This is a genomic window from Halomonas sp. MCCC 1A13316 (genome assembly GCF_014931605.1).
GTDB lineage: Bacteria > Pseudomonadota > Gammaproteobacteria > Pseudomonadales > Halomonadaceae > Halomonas.
Window position 1 is genome coordinate 1,388,803 of the sequence record NZ_CP053382.1, and the last position, 18,435, is coordinate 1,407,237.

16 protein-coding genes and 1 pseudogene are annotated in these 18,435 nt (G+C 65.5%); 14 read left to right on the top strand and 3 right to left on the bottom strand.

The genetic code is table 11. The features are described 5' to 3' along the window. Positions 1 to 10: 10 nt before the first annotated feature. From HNO52_RS06520 to tal, 6 genes and pseudogenes are all read left to right on the top strand, one after another. Entirely contained in the window at positions 11 to 730 is a 720-nt protein-coding gene (locus tag HNO52_RS06520) for an HAD family hydrolase (protein WP_197568366.1), read from the top strand. Next, positions 727 to 1,509, top strand: coding sequence for an L-iditol 2-dehydrogenase (locus HNO52_RS06525; protein ID WP_197568367.1), 783 nt, complete (start codon positions 727 to 729; stop codon positions 1,507 to 1,509). Before HNO52_RS06520 ends, HNO52_RS06525 begins: the two co-directional genes overlap by 4 nt. A gap of 151 nt (positions 1,510 to 1,660) precedes the next feature. Then, on the top strand, positions 1,661 to 2,284 hold the full coding sequence (locus HNO52_RS06530) for a nucleoside triphosphate hydrolase (protein WP_197568368.1): 624 nt from the start codon (positions 1,661 to 1,663) through the stop codon (positions 2,282 to 2,284). Positions 2,285 to 2,352: 68 nt separating this feature from the next. Then, positions 2,353 to 3,846 carry a mannitol dehydrogenase family protein gene (locus HNO52_RS06535; protein WP_197568369.1) on the top strand — a complete coding sequence of 498 codons (1,494 nt, stop codon included), beginning with the start codon at positions 2,353 to 2,355 and terminating at the stop codon, positions 3,844 to 3,846. Beyond that, the gene (gene xylB, locus HNO52_RS06540; protein WP_197568370.1) at positions 3,846 to 5,330 is read left to right on the top strand and encodes a xylulokinase; all 1,485 of its coding nucleotides are present in this window, start codon (positions 3,846 to 3,848) and stop codon (positions 5,328 to 5,330) included. The genes HNO52_RS06535 and xylB overlap by 1 nt, the downstream gene beginning before the upstream one ends. Positions 5,331 to 5,369: 39 nt before the next feature. Next, positions 5,370 to 6,328: pseudogene (gene tal / locus HNO52_RS06545) on the top strand (transaldolase). Between the two features lie 9 nt (positions 6,329 to 6,337). On the opposite strand, the gene HNO52_RS06550 reads toward tal, so the two are convergent. After that, complete coding sequence (locus tag HNO52_RS06550; RefSeq protein WP_197568371.1) at positions 6,338 to 6,649, bottom strand: YqfO family protein; 312 nt, start codon at positions 6,647 to 6,649, stop codon at positions 6,338 to 6,340. 177 nt (positions 6,650 to 6,826) lie between these two features. Between HNO52_RS06550 and HNO52_RS06555 the strand changes: the two genes are divergently transcribed. From HNO52_RS06555 to HNO52_RS06585, 7 genes are all read left to right on the top strand, one after another. Further along, on the top strand, positions 6,827 to 7,333 hold the full coding sequence (locus HNO52_RS06555) for a fasciclin domain-containing protein (protein ID WP_197568372.1): 507 nt from the start codon (positions 6,827 to 6,829) through the stop codon (positions 7,331 to 7,333). Between the two features lie 127 nt (positions 7,334 to 7,460). After that, positions 7,461 to 8,300 carry a fructosamine kinase family protein gene (locus tag HNO52_RS06560; RefSeq protein ID WP_197568373.1) on the top strand — a complete coding sequence of 280 codons (840 nt, stop codon included), beginning with the start codon at positions 7,461 to 7,463 and terminating at the stop codon, positions 8,298 to 8,300. Between the two features lie 102 nt (positions 8,301 to 8,402). After that, positions 8,403 to 9,389, top strand: a complete 987-nt coding sequence (locus tag HNO52_RS06565; RefSeq protein WP_197568374.1) for a lipid A deacylase LpxR family protein — start codon at positions 8,403 to 8,405, stop codon at positions 9,387 to 9,389. 125 nt (positions 9,390 to 9,514) lie between these two features. Next, positions 9,515 to 9,922, top strand: a complete 408-nt coding sequence (locus tag HNO52_RS06570) for a hypothetical protein (protein WP_197568375.1) — start codon at positions 9,515 to 9,517, stop codon at positions 9,920 to 9,922. 78 nt (positions 9,923 to 10,000) lie between these two features. After that, a complete protein-coding gene (locus HNO52_RS06575; protein ID WP_232090619.1) occupies positions 10,001 to 11,287 on the top strand; it encodes an efflux RND transporter periplasmic adaptor subunit in 1,287 nt (428 codons plus the stop codon). Next, a complete protein-coding gene (locus HNO52_RS06580) occupies positions 11,284 to 14,454 on the top strand; it encodes an efflux RND transporter permease subunit (protein WP_197568376.1) in 3,171 nt (1,056 codons plus the stop codon). Before HNO52_RS06575 ends, HNO52_RS06580 begins: the two co-directional genes overlap by 4 nt. A 138-nt stretch (positions 14,455 to 14,592) precedes the next feature. Beyond that, a complete protein-coding gene (locus HNO52_RS06585; RefSeq protein ID WP_197568377.1) occupies positions 14,593 to 15,285 on the top strand; it encodes a hypothetical protein in 693 nt (230 codons plus the stop codon). Positions 15,286 to 15,288: 3 nt separating this feature from the next. Here the strand turns inward: HNO52_RS06585 and HNO52_RS06590 are convergent, their stop codons facing one another. After that, positions 15,289 to 15,906, bottom strand: a complete 618-nt coding sequence (locus tag HNO52_RS06590; protein ID WP_197568378.1) for a TetR family transcriptional regulator — start codon at positions 15,904 to 15,906, stop codon at positions 15,289 to 15,291. 183 nt (positions 15,907 to 16,089) lie between these two features. On the opposite strand from HNO52_RS06590, the gene HNO52_RS06595 reads away from it, so the two are divergent. Then, complete coding sequence (locus tag HNO52_RS06595) at positions 16,090 to 17,121, top strand: succinylglutamate desuccinylase/aspartoacylase family protein (RefSeq protein ID WP_197568379.1); 1,032 nt, start codon at positions 16,090 to 16,092, stop codon at positions 17,119 to 17,121. On the opposite strand, the gene dusA is transcribed toward HNO52_RS06595, so the two are convergent. Beyond that, positions 17,122 to 18,150 (bottom strand): tRNA dihydrouridine(20/20a) synthase DusA, encoded by a 1,029-nt coding sequence (gene dusA, locus HNO52_RS06600; RefSeq protein ID WP_197569124.1) that lies wholly within the window; start codon positions 18,148 to 18,150, stop codon positions 17,122 to 17,124. Between the last annotated feature and the right edge of the window lie 285 nt (positions 18,151 to 18,435).

The following is an 18,435-nucleotide window of genomic DNA, read 5'->3' on the forward strand; positions in this document are numbered from 1 at the left end:
CGGGGTGGGCATGGAAACGCTGATCTTCGACTGCGACGGCGTGCTGGTGGACAGCGAGGTCGTCGCCGAAGCGACGCTGCTGGAGCAACTCGGCCTGCTGATGCCGGATATTTCCGAGGACGTCGCCTTGCGCCAGGCGCTGGGCATGACCACCGCGGCGATTCTTGAGCGGTTGGAGCGGCAGAGTTCGCACCGGCTGCCGGCGAACGCGCTGGAGCGCATCGACAGCGCCATCGAGGCGCGCCTGGCCGAGGAGCTGCGCGCCGTCGAAGGCGTAGCGGAAACGCTGGCTCGGATCGAGTTGCCGCTGGCCATCGTCTCCAACAGCCGCCGCCGCCGGGTCCTGGCGTCGCTCGCCGTCACCGGGCTCGATGCCAGGCTGGGTGAGGTGCCGCTGTTCACCGCCGATGAGGTCGAGCGTCCCAAGCCGGCGCCCGACCTCTACCTGTTGGCGGCACGCCAGATGGGCCGAGCCCCGAGCGATTGCCTGGTGGTCGAGGACAGCGTCTCCGGCGTTACCGCGGCGCATGCAGCGGGCATGACGGTGATCGGCTTCACCGGCGCCAGCCATGTCGAAGACGGTCATGCCGAACGGCTGCGCCGGGCGGGGGCATGGCGGGTGCTGCCGGCCATGCACGGCCTGGAGGCCCTGATCCAGCAGTGGCGCGAACGACGCGGTGACGACGTGAAAGCGGCCACGAGCGAAACCAACGAGGAAGATACAAGATGAAACTGCAAGACAAGGTGGCCGTGATAACCGGCGGCGCACGCGGCATCGGCCTGGCCATTGCCGAGCGCTATCTCGCCGAGGGGGCGCGGGTTGCCGTGGCCGATATCGACGTGACGGCGGTGGAGGAGGCCGTAGCGGGCTTGCGTCACTTGGGGGCCGATCGCGTCATGGGGGTACGTCTCGACGTCTGCGATCGCGATTCGATCGAGGCAACGGTTCAGGCAGTGACGGAGCATCTCGGGCCCATCGACATCCTGGTCAACAACGCCGCGGTATTCGACATGGCGCCGGTGCTCGAGGTCAGCGAAGCCAGCTTCGATCTCCAATTCGCCGTCAACACCAAGGGCCTCTTCTTTACCCTGCAGGCGGTGGCCCGGCATATGGTGGCCCACGGCGAGGGGGGGGCAATCATCAACATGGCCTCCCAGGCGGGACGTCGCGGCGAAGCGCTGGTGAGCACCTACTGCGCTACCAAGGCGGCGGTGATCAGCCTGACCCAGTCGTGCGCGCTGGACCTGATCCGCTACGGCATTCGCGTCAATGGCATTGCGCCGGGCGTGGTCGACACGCCAATGTGGGAAGAAGTCGATGCGCTGTTCGCCCGTTATGAAAACCGGCCGCTAGGCGAGAAGAAGCGCCTGGTCGGCGAGGCGGTGCCCTACGGGCGCATGGGGAAACCCGAGGATCACGCCGGCGCGGCGGTGTTTCTCGCCTCGGACGATAGCGAGTATGTCGTCGCACAGACCCTAAACGTCGACGGCGGTAACTGGATGAGCTGAAAAATGCCTGCGCGAGCGAATCGCTGCGTTGCGCGGTGCCGAAGTGTCGGACCATCGGTATCCTCACATATACCCCATGTGCTCCGGTTCCTGTGCTCCGTGCGCCTTGCGCTTCATCTCGCTCGGCGATTTTTTACCAGGCGAAACAACAATGAATCCAAATATTCATGATATGGCGGTGCGTCTGCTGGAGGCCGCCGAGAATCGGCAGCGCTTCATCGTCGCCCTGGCCGGGCCGCCGGGGGCGGGCAAGTCGTTTCTCTCCGAGTGGCTGTGCCGCGAACTCAACGAGCGGCAGCCCGGCATCGCCGCGGTGGTGCCGATGGATGGCTATCACTTCGACAACGCCATCCTCGAGCCGCTGGGTCAGCTGCCGATCAAGGGCGCGCCGGAGACCTTCGATCCCGATGGCTTGAAGCACGACCTGGAGCGCATTCGCCGCACCGACAGAGCCGTGGCGGTACCAGTGTTCGACCGACCGCTGGACCTGGCCCGGGCCGGCGGTCGCTTGATCACCCTCGAGCACCGCCTCGTCATCGTCGAGGGCAACTACCTGTTGCTCGACCGCGACCCCTGGCGTGAGCTGCACGCCCTGTTCGACATGACGCTGTTCCTCGAGGTGGCCGACGACGTGCTCGAGGCGCGGCTGATCCAGCGCTGGTTGGGGATGGGCCAGGAGCAGCAGGGCGCCGTCGACAAGGCGCGCCACAAGGACATGCCCAATGCCCGACTGATCAAGCGCGAATCTGTCGCGCCGGACCTCTACTGGCGCTAGGCCGCGTCACGCTGCCGTAGCCATACATCATTTCTCGTTCATTGCCGCCTGCGGCAAGGAGTGCCCTTATGCCTGCCCTCAGCAACGCCACGCTCACTCGACTCGACCCGCGCATTGCCATGCCGCGCTATGACCGCCAGGCGCTGACGCCGGGCATCGTGCATATCGGCGTCGGTGGCTTTCATCGCGCCCACCAGGCCATGTACCTCGATGAGCTGATGAACTGTGGCCAGGCGCTCGACTGGGGCATCGTCGGCGTCGGCGTGATGACCGGCGACCGTCGCATGCAGGAAGCCCTGGCGGCTCAGGATCATCTCTACACGCTGGTGGTGAAGCACCCTAGCGGCGAGCGCGAACCGCGGGTGATCGGTGCCATGCTCGATTATCTGTTCGCTCCCGACGACCCCGAGGCCGTCATCGAGCGCATGGCCGACCCCGCCATTCGCATCGTCTCGCTGACCGTGACCGAAGGGGGTTACAACTTTCATCCCGTCAGCGGCAAGTTTGACCTCGACAATCCCGACGTGCGCCACGATCTCGGCTATCCCGATACGCCGCGCACGGCCTTCGGTTTGGTGGTCGAGGCGCTGGTACGGCGGCGAGAGCGCGGCCTGGCGCCGTTCACGATCATGTCCTGCGACAATATCCAGGGCAACGGTGAGGTGGCCAGGCGTATGTTTTCCGCCTTCGCTCGAGCGCGCGATACCGAACTCGGCGCCTGGCTGGAGGTCGAGGTGCCGTTTCCCAATGCCATGGTCGATCGCATCACACCGGTGACCCAGCCGGCGGATATCGAGGAACTGATGCATGAATTCGGCGTCGAGGATGCCTGGCCGGTGGTATGCGAGCCTTTCTCCCAGTGGGTGCTGGAGGATCGCTTTGTCAGCGGCAGGCCGCCCCTGGAGCAGGCCGGCGTCCAGGTCGTCGAGGATGTCGAACCCTATGAACTGATGAAGCTGCGCCTGCTCAACGCCAGCCACCAGGCGCTGTGCTACTTCGGCACCCTGGCCGGCTATCGTTATGCGCATGAGGTGTGCCGTGACCCGCTGTTCGTCGATTTCCTGCTCGGCTACATGCGGCGTGAGGGCAGCCCCACCCTGTCGCCGGTGCCGGGCGTGGATCTCGAGCAGTACCGCCTGACCCTGATCGAGCGCTTTGCCAATCCCGAGATCAAGGACACGCTGGCGCGGCTGTGCGCCGAGAGCTCCGATCGCATCCCCAAGTGGCTGGTGCCGGTGATTCGGGAACAGCTCGCAAGCGGTGGCGAGATCCACCGCAGCGCCGGCGTCGTTGCGAGCTGGGCGCGCTACGCCGAGGGCGTCGACGAGCAGGGCGAACCCATCGCGGTAGTCGACCGGCTCAAGAACGAACTGATGGCGCTTGCCGCCGCCAACCGTGCGCAGCCCACCACATTCATTGACAATCGTGAGCTGTTCGGCGACCTGGCCGAGCACGAGCGTTTTCGCGAAGCTTATCTGGCTGCCTTGAAGAGCCTGCACGAACGTGGCGCGCGCGCTACCCTTGAAGCCCTGACCGGGGAGCAAGTACAAGGAGCGGAGTAATGTATATCGGGGTGGATTGTGGCACCCAGAGTACTAAGGTGGTGGTGGTCGACATCGACGGCGAGGCGATCCTCGGCGAGGCGAGTCGTCCACATCACCTGGAGGAAGGCGAGAACGGGCGCCGCGAGCAGGAGCCCGACGAATGGATCGCAGCCTTCCGCGGTGCGTTCGAGGAGGCCGTGAATCGGGCCGGCATCGAGCGCCACGCGATCCGCGCCATCGGCGTTTCCGGCCAGCAGCACGGCATGGTGGCACTCGACGCCGCGGGCCGGCCGGTGCATCCGGCCAAGCTGTGGTGCGACACCGAGACGGCGGTGCACAACGCCGCTCTGGTCCAGCGCCTCGGCGGTCCGGCGGGCTGCCTCGAGCGGCTCGGGTTGGTGCTTCAGACCGGTTACACCGCCTCCAAGATCGCCTGGCTGCGAGAAACCAATCCCGAGGCCTATCGACGCATCGATGCCATCCTGCTGCCCCACGACTATCTCAACTTCTGGCTCACCGGCGAGAAGGTGGCGGAGGCGGGCGATGCGTCGGGTACCGGCTACTTCGATACGCGCAGCCGCCGGTGGCGTCACGACGTCTTCGCCGAAATCGCCCCGGAGCTCGACCCCGAGCGCGTGCTGCCGCGGCTGATTGACTACCGCGAACCTGCCGGCATGCTGCGCCTGGAAGTGGCCCGTGAGCTGGGGCTGTCGCCGAACATAGTCGTCGCCAGCGGCGGTGGAGACAACATGCTCGGCGCCATCGGCACCGGCAATATCGTGCCTGGCATCGTCACCCTTAGCCTTGGCACCTCGGGCACCGTATGTGCCTACTCGCCCGAGCCGGTGCGCGCCGAGAGCGACATGGTCGCCAACTTCTGCGCCAGCCATGGCGGCTGGTTGCCGCTGATCTGCACCATGAACGTCACGTCGGCCAGCACCCTGGTGCGCGAGCTGTTCGCCCTCGACCTGGCGGCCTTCGGCGAGCGCCTTGCCGCGGCGCCGATCGGCGCCGAGGGGGTGACGGTACTGCCGTTCTTCAACGGCGAACGCGTGCCGGCGCTGCCGCACGCCACGGCCAGTTTCCTGGGACTCGACAGCCGCAACCTGACCCAGGCCAACCTGTGTCGGGCGGTGGTGGAGAGCGCGACCTTCGGCCTGCGCTACGGTCTCGAACTGCTCGGGCCGCTGGCCGCCGGAGCGAACCAGATACGGCTCATCGGCGGTGGCGCCAACAGCCCGCTATGGCGCCAGATAGTGGCCGACGTGACCGCGACCCAGGTGATCTGCCCACAAGTGACCGATGCCGCGGCGCTGGGGGCTGCGTTGCAGGCGGCCTGGTGTGAGCGCGCAGACCTCTCGCTGGCCGCGCTTTGCGATCGCCTGGTGCATCTCGATACACACTCGCTGACCGAGCCCGTTGAGTCGAATGTTCAGGCTTACGAAGCGGTTTATGCCCGCTATCGCGAGGCGCTGAACGGACATCACGGCATTCCGACCTGAACCCACTCCATTCTCAACCGCAGCCCACGGAGAAGCTCCATGACGACTCGACTCGACAATCTTCGGCGCCATTCGCTGGTGGTCGCCGATACCGGTGATCTCGATGCCATCCAGCGCTACCGGCCCCAGGATGCCACCACCAATCCCTCCTTGCTGCTCAAGGCCTTCGATCTGCCAGGCTACCAGGCTACCAGGCGCTGATCGATGAGGAGCTTGTCGCGGTCAAGGCCGAAGGTGGCGACTTGCCGACGCGCGTCGAGCGCGCCGTGGATCGCCTGGCCGTGGCCAAGGGCGCGGAAATCACCAAATTGGTACCCGGACGGGTCTCGACCGAGGTGGCCGCCAAGCTCTCCTTCGACACCGAGGCGAGCGTGCGCAAGGCCTTCGAGCTCATCGAACTGTACGAGCGCCGTGGCGTCGGCCGCGAGCGGGTACTGATCAAGCTGGCTTCCACCTGGGAGGGCATTCGCGCCGCCGAGCGACTCGAGCGGGAGGGCATCAACTGCAACCTTACGCTGCTGTTCAGCGATGCCCAGGCCCAGGCCTGTTTCGATGCTGGCGTCTACCTGATCTCGCCGTTTGTGGGCCGAGTCACGGATTGGTACAAGAAAGAGACCGGCAAGGAGTACGACTCCGACGAGGACCCGGGCGTGCTGTTCGTCCGCGGCGTTTGCGAGCGTGCCGGGAGCGGCGGCTTCGATACCGTAGTGATGGGGGCAAGCTTCCGCACGACGGGCCAGGTGCTGGCACTGGCCGGTTGCCATCGGCTGACGATCTCGCCGACGCTGCTCGAGGAGCTGGCGGGCGAGAAGGGCGACGTCGAAACGCGGGTCGTGTTCCCGTCCCCCGGCGAGCGCCCGGTACCGCTCAGCGAGGCACGGTTCCGCTGGCAGCACAACCAGGACGCCATGGCCAACGACAAGCTGGCCGAGGGCATCCGCCGCTTCGCCGAGGATCAGGATCAGCTCGAACAGCGCATCGCAGAGCGGCTGGGCTGACGCCCAGGCTTAGAAGGCTTCCAGCCGCCACACGTCGAAGGCCGGCTCTTCGTAGGGGTGAGCTGCGCGCAGCGCGGTGACGGCATCGCGTATGAGCTGGTCCTCGCAGACCAGCTCGACCTTCACTTCCTCGACTCTTTCCAGATCGCCAACTTGGCCGATGTGTGGGTTGGCGCCGTCCAGCGGACGAAACTGGCCGGTGCCCCGGGTCTCGAAGCAGCACGCCTCGTAGTCGCCGATGCGCCCGGCCCCGCTGGCGAACACGGCTTCCTTGACCGTTTCGGCATCCTCGAGCGGAACGTAGAAGGCAAGCTTGTGCATCGTTTCCTCTCCTGTAATGCATGGCTCCTCCCATGATACGTCTCGCCGCTCAGAAAAATACCTACCGAAGTGCGCAAAAAAAAACTTGTCCAGATTTTGTACAGAATATAGATTGTGTACAGGGTTTGGTCAGATCGACGCGAGCCCTCATCGTTCACCCCCATGAGGTACGTACAGATGAAAATGTTGCAACGAGTGGCCATCGGTTGGGTGGGAGCTGGCATGCTGGGTGTCACCTTGGCGGGCGCCGTGCAGGCTGACAACCACGGTGGGGCTAAGGATATCGTCGATACCGCCGTGGCGGCCGGTCAGTTCGAGACCCTGGCGGCTGCGCTGGATGCGGCAGGTCTGGTCGAAACGCTCAAGGGCGACGGTCCCTTCACTGTCTTCGCTCCAACGGATGAGGCCTTTGCCGCCTTGCCCGAAGGCACCGTGGAGAGCTTGCTCGAACCCGAGAATCGCGAACAGCTCCAGGCGGTGCTGACCTATCACGTCGTGGCGGGCAAAGTGATGGCCGAGGATGCGATGGGGCTGGACAGCGCCACGACCGTTCAGGGGCAGGACATCACCGTCACCACCATGGACGGCAGCGTGATGGTCAACGACGCCAGCGTGATCCAGGCCGACATCGAGGCAAGCAACGGCGTCATCCATGTCATCGATAGCGTGCTGCTGCCCGAGTGATAGGGAAATCATCGACGTGTCCGCCTTGCCACCCCTCGGGGGTGGCATTTTCGTAGGCACTTGGGCATGGCGCGAGGGCATGGCATGGTTTATATGACAGTCGCTTTGGGTGGCCAAGGAGGAAACCATGGACCGAGCACTTTCCACATTGCTGGAAGTGCAAGGACTCTCGCCCGTCGGTGAAATGCATCCGCTCGGGGGCGGCGATATCGCCGCCGTCTATCGGCTGGAAACGTCCCAGGGGGCGGTCGTGGTCAAGCATGACGATGCCGAGCGATTGACGGGCGAAGCGGATGGTCTGAATGCCTTGCGCCAGGCCGGGAGTTCGCTACTGGTGCCAAGCGTCCTGGCGCTGGGCGACGGCTGGCTGGTCATGGAGGCGCTCGAGACAGGTTCTCGCTCGCAGCGCTCTGCCACGGCCTTGGGCGAGGGGCTTCGCCAGTTGCATGCGCATACCTCAGCCGAGCATGGCTGGCCGCGGGACAACGCTTGCGGGAGCACGCCCCAGCCCAATGCGCCGCTCGCTGACGGGCGAGCCTTTCAGCGCGATCGACGCCTGCTGCCGCTAGCCCGGGCCTGCCACGAGCGAGGACTGCTGGATGGCCGGCTGCGCAGCCGCATCGAGGCCCTGGCGCAGGCCCTGGAAGAGTGGCTGCCCGACGTGCCGGCAAGCCTGCTGCATGGCGACTTGTGGTCGGGCAACGTACTGCATACCCCGCTAGGACCAGCCGTCATCGATCCGGCAGTGTACCGCCACTATCCCGAAGTGGACCTGGCCATGCTGACGCTGTTCGGCTCGCCCGGCGATGCTTTCTTCGATGCCTACTGGGATGGCGATGCTCCGCATGACTGGCCGCGGCGAGAGGCGCTGTTCCAGCTCTACCCATTGCTCAATCATCTGCTCTTGTTCGGGGGCGGTTATCGGAGTGGCGTCGAGCGGGCGGTGGTCACCCTCGAGCAGCACTGACGCGACAACTATTCATTCAAAAGTTCGTTTGAATGCACTTGCCCACCCCAAGCTCGCTACATACACTCAAGTATGTTTGTTCACTCATGGAAGAGAGACATCATGCGAAGAATCATTGGCAGCATCGTTGCTGCAGGAATCGTTGGTTGGGTGGCGCCGGCCATGGCAGACCCGGGCGCCGTCACGCTGCAGATGGACAACGATGGCATGTTCAGCAGCGACGACGACAACTATACGGCCGGCCTCGAACTCATCTGGACCCGTTCGGTAGCCTCGGAACATTGGAGCCAGCGAATCGCCGAGGGCCTCCCGGACGGCTGGCTGAGCCGGGTCGATGCGCTGAGCTATCACCTGAGCTATCGCATGTATACGCCGGTGGAAGTCAAGCGGCGTGACCTCATTGAAGACGATCGCCCATACGCCGGCCTGGTACTGGGCGGGCTTGCCCTGTATGGCCGGCAGCCCTTGCAAGGCGCCTGGCAGAGTGAAGAGGCGCTTCAGCTCGATATCGGCGTGGTCGGGCCGGTCACGGCGGCCGACAGCGTCCAGCGCGAAGTGCATCGCTTCGTCGAAAGCCAGCGGCCTCGCGGCTGGGCCCACCAGTTGGGCAACGAACCCGTCCTCAACGCTTCCTACCGACGCCACTGGTGGCACCGCCAGTCGCTGGGACCGCTCGAGATGCAGCACGGGCCGGGGCTCTCGGCCTCGCTCGGCAACCTCCTCGTCCAGGCAGGGGCGGGTTATGGCCTGCGCCTCGGCAAAGGCTTGGATAACGTCATGGGCTGGCCCTCCCTAGGGGTCGAGCAGGGCGGCTACCGGCAGGTCGCGACATCGCCCGGCGGCGGCTGGCATCTCTTTGCCGCCCTACAGGGACGCTACGTGGCGCACAATCTGCTGCTGGACGGCAACACCGTGCGCGACAGCCACTCCGTCGACCGCCGTGAGCTGGTCGGTGACGCCGTGCTGGGGTTGGCGCTGACCTGGGAAAAGTGGGAGGTCAGCGTAGCGCACGTTTGGCGCAGCCGGGAATTCGAGGAGCAGGAGGGAAGTACCGTTCATGGCGCACTTTCGCTGAGCTACCGGCTCTGAGCAAAGGGCTTCCGAGCGATGTTTCTCGGCGGTGGGTTGGCTAGCCCCGCGCTTCGGCCTACCTATACTTGAAGCCTGGCCGGCCGGCCTAACCGATAGACGAAACAATCTGGGAGGGCAACGCCATGAAGCAGCCAACGGGAGCCGATCGGGTGCGTGTTTGCATCTTGGCGCTGGCGGCCTGGCTTGCCGTGAGCGTGCCTGCCTGGGCCGAGCCGGGTGAGTCGCGCCATGTACCGCTGTCTCCTGCCTGGCAGCCAGTCTTTCAGCCCTTCGCCTGGCAGCGCGAGCACTGGCGCCGGCTCAGGCGGCAGGATCCCTCGTTCGTCATCGAGCTGCCCCCGGCATTATTCGATCCCTACCGCAACTGGGGCCATGCCCCGGCACCGACCGTACCGCCTCGCCCCGCCCCGGTAGTTACGCGCGAGCGCGGCGAGATATGGCGCGACGACGTGGTGGGTTCCGGCAGTGGGGGCCGGGTGGAAATCCACCCCGAGGGGCGTATCGTGCGCAGCCGCCCGCGTAGCGACTGAGCTTGTTCGATTTACATCCATACATGCATGAATGTAAAATTCGTCGACCTTTGACGTACAACGGGAACGACGCAAATCATGAAAAGAGCATTTCGATTCGGCCGGGCGGTCTCGATGGCCTCGGTCGTCGGTCTGTTGCTGGCCGCCTGCGGTCAGGAGGAAAATCCGCAGGCGCAACAGCAGCAGGCCGCTCAGGAGCGTCCACCGCATCCCGTCGAGGTCGTGGCGATCGAGCGCCAGGATATCGCGTTGGAGAAATCCTACCCGTCGTTGCTGCGTAGCGACGACGAGGTCACCCTCGTGGCTCGTATCACGGGCAACCTCGAGAAGCGCCACTTCGAGCCCGGCGAACAGGTCGAGAGAGGACAGCGTCTCTTCTCCATCGAGCCGGACGTCTATCAGGCGGCGGTGAATCAGAACGAGGCCAACCTGCAAAGCGCCCAGGCTGAACTGTCCCGTGCCCAGCGCGACGCCCAGCGCTTCGAACGCCTGTTGAATCAGAACTCGGTGAGCCAGCAGCAGGTCGACCAGGCGCGCGCGGAGCTGGGAGTGGCGCGTGCTGCCGTGGCCCAGGCCGAGGCGGCGCTGGCGAGTTCGCGCATCGATCTCGAATACGCCGAGGTCACCGCGCCGGTATCGGGCGTGATCGGCCTGGCGCAGATCAACGTCGGCAACCTGGTCAGCCCCGGCTCGGTACTGGCAACCATCACACCGCTGGATCCGCTGGAGGTGCGCTTCCAGTTGCCGCAGCGCGACGCCCTCGAACTGCGTCAGCAACTGCGGAGCCAGGAGGGTGAACCGTTTCGCGCCACCCTGAACGTTCCCGGTGGCAGCGGGGCGGCCACCCGAAGCCTGGAAGGGCGGCTCGATTTCCTGGGTTCGCGGGTGGATGAGCGCACCAGCACAGTCCAGGCCAGTGCCACTTTTCCCAACCCCGATACCCGGGTGCTGCCAGGTCAATTCGCACGCATCAGCCTCGAGGGACTCAAGCGCTTCGGCGTGCTGGCGGTGCCCGAGATTGCCGTGTCCCAGGGCCTGATGGGGCCGCAGGTGTTCGTGCTCGATGAAGACGACACGGCGCGCGCCCGTACCGTGGAGCTGGGGGAGGTAGCGGGCCCTTGGCAGATCATCCGCGGCGGGCTGGAGCCCGGCGAGCGGGTAGTGGTGGGCGATCCGGCCGGCATTGAACCCGGCACGCCCATCGACCCGCAGCCCTTCGAGGGCAATGCGCAGGTGCTGGTCGAGGAAGCTGAGCAGGCTGAAGCCGAGGCCGAGCGCCAGGCTGCAAAGGCCGTGCAGGAAGGGGAACCCGCCGAGGCCACGCCGGAGGGGGAAGCCGCTGAAGGCGGCGAGGACGACGCATGAATTTCTCCAATTTCTTCATCAGGCGGCCGATCTTCGCCACGGTGCTGGCGATCATCCTCACCGTAATGGGGGTGGTCAGCATGCGAGTGCTGCCCATCGAGCAGTATCCCAGCGTGGTGCCGCCCACGGTGTCGGTGGAGGCGCAGTTCCCCGGGGCCGATGCGGAAACGGTCGCCCAGACCGTGGCGGCCCCGCTGGCCGAAGCGATCAACGGTGTCGAGGACATGCTCTACATGACCTCGACCAGCGCCGACAACGGCTCCATGAGCCTGAACGTGGCGTTCGACATCGGCACCGAGGGTGATATCAACACCATCAACGTCAACAACCGGGTACAGGGGGCGCTATCGCGCCTGCCCGAGGCGGTACAGGCCCAGGGCGTGACGGTGGAGTTGCGCTCCAGTTCGATCCTGATGCTGGTGGCGCTGATCTCGCCGCAGGGAGACTACAGCAATGTCTTCATGCAGAACTACGCCACGCTGAACATCCTCGACGAGCTGCGCCAAGTGCCCGGCGTGGGCGAGGCCTCGGTGCTGGGCGGCGGCGAGTTCGCCATGCGCGTGTGGATGGACCCCGACAAGCTGGCCCAGTACGACCTGACCCCCACCGAAGTGGCACGGGCCATTCGCGCTCAGAATACCGAGGTGCCGGCAGGCAATCTGGCGGCCACGCCGCAGCGCGATCCGCGTGCGTTCACCTATACCATCACCGCCGGCGGGCGACTCAACGACGTCGAGGACTTCCGCAACATCTTCTTGCGCACCAACCCCGACGGCTCGGCTCTGCGCCTGGACGACGTGGCGCGCATCGAGCTGGGCGCCTCCTACTATGGCGTGCAGGCGCGGCTGAACGGCGCCACCATGACGCCGATCATCATCAACCAGCAGCCGGGCGCCAATGCGCTGGAGACGGCACGGGCGGTGCAGGCGACCATGGCCGACCTGGAAACGCGCTTTCCTCCCGGGCTCGAATACGTGGTGCCCTACGACACCACGCTCTTCATTGGCGCTTCAGTGGATACCGTCACCAGCGTCTTCATCGAAGCTTTCCTGATCGTCGGGGTGATCCTTTTCATTTTCCTGCAGAACTGGCGCTTCACGGTGATCGCCATGTCGGTGGTGCCGGTCTCGGTACTGGCCACCTTCGCCGGTTTCTACCTGTTCGGCTTCTCGATCAATCTGCTGACGCTGTTCGCCCTGGTGCTCTCCATCGGCATCGTGGTCGACGACGCCATCCTGGTGGTGGAGAACGTCGAGCGCGTGCTCAGCGAGGACGACGAGATCACCGTGACCCAGGCCACCATCCGCGCCATGCGGGAGGTGGGTGGCCCGGTTATCGCCACGTCGCTGATCATGGCGGCGGTGTTCGTGCCGGTGGCTTTCCTGGGGGGCTTCACCGGACAGATCTATCAGCAGTTCGCCATCACGGTGGCCGTCTCGGTGGCCTTCTCGGCACTGATGGCGCTGACCTTTACCCCGGCGCTCTCGGCCATCTTCATCAAACACAAACCCAAGGGCGTGGGACGATCCAAGCTGATGCGGGCGCTCAACACGCCGCTGCGGCTGTTCGACCGCCTGTTTGCCGGCGTTACCGCCGCCTACATGTGGGCGGTCAAGGTGCTGGTGCGCTTCTGGGGGCTGGCGCTATTGTTCACGGGGCTGATCATCGGCGCCTCCTGGTGGCTCTATCAGGTCGCTCCCTCGACCCTGGTGCCCGAGACCGACCAGGGCATCGTGCTGGCCAGCGTCCAGTTGCCCGATTCTGCCTCCCTGGCGCGCACCCAGAGTTACATGGACGAGCTCAGCTCGCGCATCGAGGAAGTGCCCGGAGTGCGGTATTCCACCGCCGTGGCCGGTTACGACATCCTCTCGAGCTCGGTCAACACCGCGCGGGGGATCATGTTCATCAACATGGAACTCTGGGACGAACGTGAGCTGACCGCTACCGAGCTGGTGGGGCGGGTAATGCAGCTGGGAGCCCAGATTCCCGGCGGTTCGGCCATGGCATTCAATGTGCCGCCGATCATGGGACTCTCCACCACGGGGGGCTTCGAAGGCTACCTGCAGTCCTTCGAGGGTGCCTCTCCGCAGGAGCTGTTCCGGGCTTCGGTTAAGGTGATGCAGGCGGCCAACCAGCACCCCGCCCTGCAGCGGGTGTTCACTACCTTCAACGTCAACGTGCCGGGCTATCGTGCCGAGATCGACCAGCAGAAGGCGCTGAGCTACGGCGTGGCGCTGGAGGACCTGAACGCAACCCTGTCGAATACCTTCGGCAACGGCTTCGTCAACTTCTTCAGCTATCAGAACCGCAACTTTCAGGTCTACCTGCAGAACGAGGATGAGTTTCGCAGGACCCCTGACGACGTCAGCAGCGTCTACGTTCGTGGCGGCAACGGCGAGCGGATTCCGCTGTCGGAGTTCGTCACGCTGGAACGCCAGGCCAAGCCGGCGGTGGTGTCGCGCTTCGGTGTCTACCTGGGGGCGCAGTTCCAGGGCGGCCCTGCACCGGGCTACAGCTCCGGCCAGGCGATCGCCGCCATGGAGGAGATCGTCGAGGAGACCCTCGGCGGTGGCTGGGGTATGGGCTGGACCGGTACCGCCTACCAGGAGAGCCAGCTAGGCAATACCGCGACGCTGGCCATCGTCTTCGGCATCCTGATGGTGTTCCTGATCCTGGCGGCGCAGTACGAGAGCTGGTCACTGCCGCTGGCGGTGCTCACGGCAACGCCCTTCGCCTTCCTCGGCGGTATCGGCGGTATCGTGCTGCGCGGGCTCGATACCAGCGTTTACGTGGAGATCGGCATGCTGGTGGTGGTGGGGCTGGCCGCCAAGAACGCCATCCTGATCGTCGAGTTCGCCGAGCTGCAGCGCAAGGAGCAGGGCAAGTCGATCCGCGAGGCGGCCATCACCGCGGCAGAGCTGCGCTTCCGGCCGATCGTGATGACCTCGCTGGCGTTCATCTTCGGTACGCTGCCGCTGGCGCTTGCCAGCGGGGCGAGCGACGTCAGCAGCCACCACATCGGCACGACGGTAGCGATGGGCATGGCCTCGGTGGCGGTGCTCGGCAGCCTCTTCGTGCCGAGCTTCTACGCCGTGATCGCTCGCGCCTCCGACTGGCTGCGCCTGCGGCTGAGGGGTCGGCACGAGGCCGCGAACGAGCACACCTGAGCGGCAGGCTATTCGCACCGTGTGGTCACAGGGCGTCGCCGAGAGGTGGCGCCCTTTTTCATGATCGGAACGTGCCCTGGTCAGAGCGGCTTGGGCTAGGCTGAAGGTGAGTCGAGCGTTGACCGCGAGGAGGCCGCCATGGAAGCCGTGCGTGAGATTGCCCTGAGTTTTCCCGTCGTCGTCTTCACTGCCTTGTTGCCACTGGTGCTGTTCTATTGGCTATTGGTGCTGCTGCGCCTGGCGCCGCTGGAATTGTTCGCCCGCGACAGCCTCAAGGGCGATCATCTGGCCAGCACCATGGTGGCGTTGGGCTTCGTCGGCGTACCGGTTTCCTTTGCCCTCAGCGTGCTGCTGGGGTTGGCGGCTGCCATTACTCTGGCGATCGAGCTGGCCGTGCTGCGCTGGTTGCCGCTGGGGCTGTTTCGCATCCCCGTGGGCGTAGCGGTGCTGTGGGCGGCCTTCGTTCTCGCCTCGCCCCTGGCGGCAAGCGTATGCCATGCGCTGCAGCGCCGTTTCCATCGGTTGGCGCAATCGCAGCCGCGCTGCCTGCTGGGCGAAGTCGTCCAGGTGTGTTCCGCAGCCGATGCACAGGGCTGGACCACGGCCACGCTGGCCAACGACCCCGCATGCGAGGTACGCCTGCACGGCAAGGCAGGTGACATGCCCCGCCCCGGGGAGCGCCGGGTACTGGTCAAGTTCGTAGTGAAGGAGGGCGCCTACCGCAGCGTGGCGGAGAGCCGTTACTGCGAGGCGCGCGAGCACTTGTGCCGGTTGCGGTTGGCTCGCGGCCGTGCCGGGGTCAGCCATGGCGGGGCCGAGGCGCCACTGTAACGCTCAATGCTCGGCGCGCAGCAGCTCCAGTTGGGCCTCGACGAGCTGCGTGCCTCGCTCACGCAGCGAGAACTGGTCGTGATTGCGCAGCCAGTCGTGGAACAGGCCACCGAGTATGGCCTGCAGCAGCCTGGCGGCCACTTCCGGGGAAAGGTCCTGACGTAGATGGCCCATGCGGGCGGCACTGGTGAAGTAGCCGAGCAGGGCGCCACAAGCGTCTTCGGCCATCTCGTTCTGCATCGCCAGTGGGTCGATCTCGGCAAAGGTTTCGCAATGGTGGATCAGGATGGCGTGCACACGGCGATAGCGCGGCTGCTCGAGGTGCGCGAAGCCGCTCTGGCAGGCCTGCCGGATGGCTTCCAGCGGCTTGTTGGCGAGTTCCGGGTCGCCGATCTCCTCGACCAGCTCTTCGAACGGCATGCGTACCCGTTGCAACATGGCCCGGAACAGGTCGGCCTTGTTCTTGAAGTGCCAGTAGACGGCACCGCGCGTCATGCCGGCCTCGCGGGCGATCTGCTCCAGCGAGGTGCGGGCCACGCCACGTTCGAGGAAGACAGCCTCGGCGGCATCGAGCAGGGCTTCGCGTGTGGCGGCGGCTTCTGCCTTGGTACGTCGGGCCATGGTGGGGCGGTTCTCCTCGGTCCTGTACTGCTATGTTTTTGTCATTCTAACCCAAGGATGACACGCTTACATTCGTATATGTATGTCATGCTTCATAGTATGACGCCACCTAAGCCTATCCCTCGTATTCCACGCAGTGGCCCTGTATAACGGATCGAACACTGTTCCGCTTCGGAAAAGGCCATGCCCCGCGCATCTTTTGAGCTCAACGGCGCCAAGATCAAGCCCGGTAGCCGCCTTCAGGTCGACGTGCCGGTGGCGCGACTCTACACCCATGCACCGCTGCATATTCCCGTCGAGGTGGTGCACGGCCGCCGCCAAGGGCCTGTCATGCTGGTTTGCGGCGGCATACACGGCGATGAGATCAACAGCGTTGAGATCGTACGCCGGCTGATGCGCTCGAAGCAGATCCAGGGGCTCAATGGCACCCTGATCGCCGTGCCCATCGTCAACGTCTTCGGCTTCATGCAGCACAGCCGCTACCTGCCGGACCGTCGCGATCTCAATCGCTGCTTTCCCGGCAGTGAATCGGGCTCGCTGGGAGCCCGGGTGGCGGCGCTGTTTCGCGAGCAGATCGTCGATCACGCAACGCATATCATCGACCTGCATACCGGGGCCATCCACCGCACCAACCTGCCGCAGATCCGTGCCCAGCTCAGCCCCGGCAGCGAGACCGAGCGCATGGCCAACGCCTTCGGCGCGCCGGTCATCCTCAATGCCGAACTGCGCGAGGGTAGCCTGCGCCACTACGCCCAGAGCCGTGGCATTCCGGTACTGACCTATGAGGCCGGGGAGGCGCTGCGCTTCGACGAGTGGGCGATTACACCGGGGGTTCGCGGCGTGCTCAGGGTGATGCGCCGGTTGGGAATGCTGGCGGGAGAGCATCGCCGCCGCCCGCCGCCGGCGGCGGAACTGGCCAACGGTTCGAGCTGGGCGCGGGCACCGATCGACGGCATCCTGCGGCCCAAGGTGCGCCTCGGGGCGCGGGTGACCAAGGGCGATGTGCTGGGTAAGGTGGCCGATCCCTTCGGCAACGCCGAGGCCTGCGTCAAGGCCATGGCCGATGGCATCGTGATCGGCATGAGCCGGCTGCCGCTGGCCAACGAAGGCGAGGCGCTGTTCCATATCGCCCGCTTCGATGCCATCGAAGAGGCCGAGAGCGCGATCGAGGACTTCCATTCCAGCCTCGAACCGCCGCCCGACCCGCTCTATTGATCAGGCTTCGGCGAGGCGGGGTTCGGTCTCGTGCTCGCTTCTTTCCGGCACCAGGCTCAGCGCATCGTCGAACACTCGCAGGCAGGCGCCGTCGAGGTGGCCGTTCTCCGACAGGTGGCGACGGAAGCGGCGCCCGCCCGGCTGGCCCTGGAACAGGCCCAGCAGGTGACGGGTGACATGGTTGAGCTTGGCGCCTTCCTCGAGGCGACGGGCGATGTAGGGGCGGAAGGCACGGGCGGCCGCATGCCGGCTCACGGCCGGCCCGGGCTCGCCGTAGAGCGCCTGGTCAATGCCGGCCAGCAGCCAGGGGTTCTGGTAGGCCTCGCGGCCGACCATGACGCTATCCACGTGGCTTAGCTGCTCGCGACACTCCTCCAGCGTCTTGATGCCGCCATTGATGCCGATGTGCAGCTCGGGCCGGCTGGCCTTGAGGCGATGCACCCGCGGGTAGTTCAGCGGCGGGATGTCGCGATTCTCCTTGGGCGAGAGCCCCTGCAGCCAGGCCTTGCGCGCATGTACGATGAACGTCTCGCAGCCGGCGTCCGCCACCTGGGCGATGAAGCGCTCCAGGTCGGCGTCCTCGTCCTGGTCATCGATACCGATGCGGCACTTCACTGTCACCGGAATGCTTACCGCCTCACGCATGGCCCGCACCGCCACCGCGACCTTCTCGGGGTGGCCCATCAAGCAGGCGCCGATCATATTGTTCTGCACACGGTCGCTGGGGCAGCCGACGTTGAGGTTCACTTCGTCATAGCCCCACGCCTCGGCAATCGCCGCGCACTCGGCCAGCTCGCCCGGGTCGCTGCCGCCCAGCTGCAGCGCCAGGGGATGCTCGACCTCGTCATAGCCGAGGAAGCGCTCGCGCGGGCTGCCGTGCAGGATCGCGCCGGTGGTCACCATCTCGGTATAGAGCAGGGCGTGGCGAGTCAGGGTGCGGGCGAAGGCGCGGTAGTCGCGGGTCGTCCAATCCATCATGGGGGCCACAGAAAACCGGCGCGCCCGTGCCAGCGGGTCATGTCCAGTCATATTGCTCATCTATGGCCTCCAGGTGTCGCCGATATTACCATTTGATCCACCTCATATCGCCTGACCAACTCCTGCGGTAACATCTGGGTAACGAAGCGCTTACAGCTCGCACAGCAACGCCGGGACGCGCGCCGTCGAGCGACAGGGAGCAGGAGATGAGATGGCCGGCCATTGTACGCAAGAAGGAGCAGCGCGCCCAGAGTAGAGTGCCCGTTCCGCTCTGCAGCCGCAGTGCGCGTGGCGATTCGGCGGCGAGCAACGCATCAAGCGCCTGCAGCGGGAATT

Excerpts from the sequence above, each read along its gene's own strand:
- HNO52_RS06585 (WP_197568377.1), top strand. The coding sequence starts at position 14,593 with ATGGAAGCCGTGCGTGAGATTGCCCTGAGTTTTCCCGTCGTCGTCTTC.
- HNO52_RS06550 (WP_197568371.1), bottom strand. The coding sequence starts at position 6,649 with ATGCACAAGCTTGCCTTCTACGTTCCGCTCGAGGATGCCGAAACGGTC.
- HNO52_RS06575 (WP_232090619.1), top strand. The coding sequence starts at position 10,001 with ATGAAAAGAGCATTTCGATTCGGCCGGGCGGTCTCGATGGCCTCGGTC.
- HNO52_RS06555 (WP_197568372.1), top strand. The coding sequence starts at position 6,827 with ATGAAAATGTTGCAACGAGTGGCCATCGGTTGGGTGGGAGCTGGCATG.
- HNO52_RS06560 (WP_197568373.1), top strand. The coding sequence starts at position 7,461 with ATGGACCGAGCACTTTCCACATTGCTGGAAGTGCAAGGACTCTCGCCC.
- xylB (WP_197568370.1), top strand. The coding sequence starts at position 3,846 with ATGTATATCGGGGTGGATTGTGGCACCCAGAGTACTAAGGTGGTGGTG.
- HNO52_RS06570 (WP_197568375.1), top strand. The coding sequence starts at position 9,515 with ATGAAGCAGCCAACGGGAGCCGATCGGGTGCGTGTTTGCATCTTGGCG.
- HNO52_RS06565 (WP_197568374.1), top strand. The coding sequence starts at position 8,403 with ATGCGAAGAATCATTGGCAGCATCGTTGCTGCAGGAATCGTTGGTTGG.
- HNO52_RS06530 (WP_197568368.1), top strand. The coding sequence starts at position 1,661 with ATGAATCCAAATATTCATGATATGGCGGTGCGTCTGCTGGAGGCCGCC.
- HNO52_RS06595 (WP_197568379.1), top strand. The coding sequence starts at position 16,090 with ATGCCCCGCGCATCTTTTGAGCTCAACGGCGCCAAGATCAAGCCCGGT.
- HNO52_RS06525 (WP_197568367.1), top strand. The coding sequence starts at position 727 with ATGAAACTGCAAGACAAGGTGGCCGTGATAACCGGCGGCGCACGCGGC.
- dusA (WP_197569124.1), bottom strand. The coding sequence starts at position 18,150 with ATGACTGGACATGACCCGCTGGCACGGGCGCGCCGGTTTTCTGTGGCC.
- HNO52_RS06580 (WP_197568376.1), top strand. The coding sequence starts at position 11,284 with ATGAATTTCTCCAATTTCTTCATCAGGCGGCCGATCTTCGCCACGGTG.
- HNO52_RS06590 (WP_197568378.1), bottom strand. The coding sequence starts at position 15,906 with ATGGCCCGACGTACCAAGGCAGAAGCCGCCGCCACACGCGAAGCCCTG.
- HNO52_RS06520 (WP_197568366.1), top strand. The coding sequence starts at position 11 with ATGGAAACGCTGATCTTCGACTGCGACGGCGTGCTGGTGGACAGCGAG.
- HNO52_RS06535 (WP_197568369.1), top strand. The coding sequence starts at position 2,353 with ATGCCTGCCCTCAGCAACGCCACGCTCACTCGACTCGACCCGCGCATT.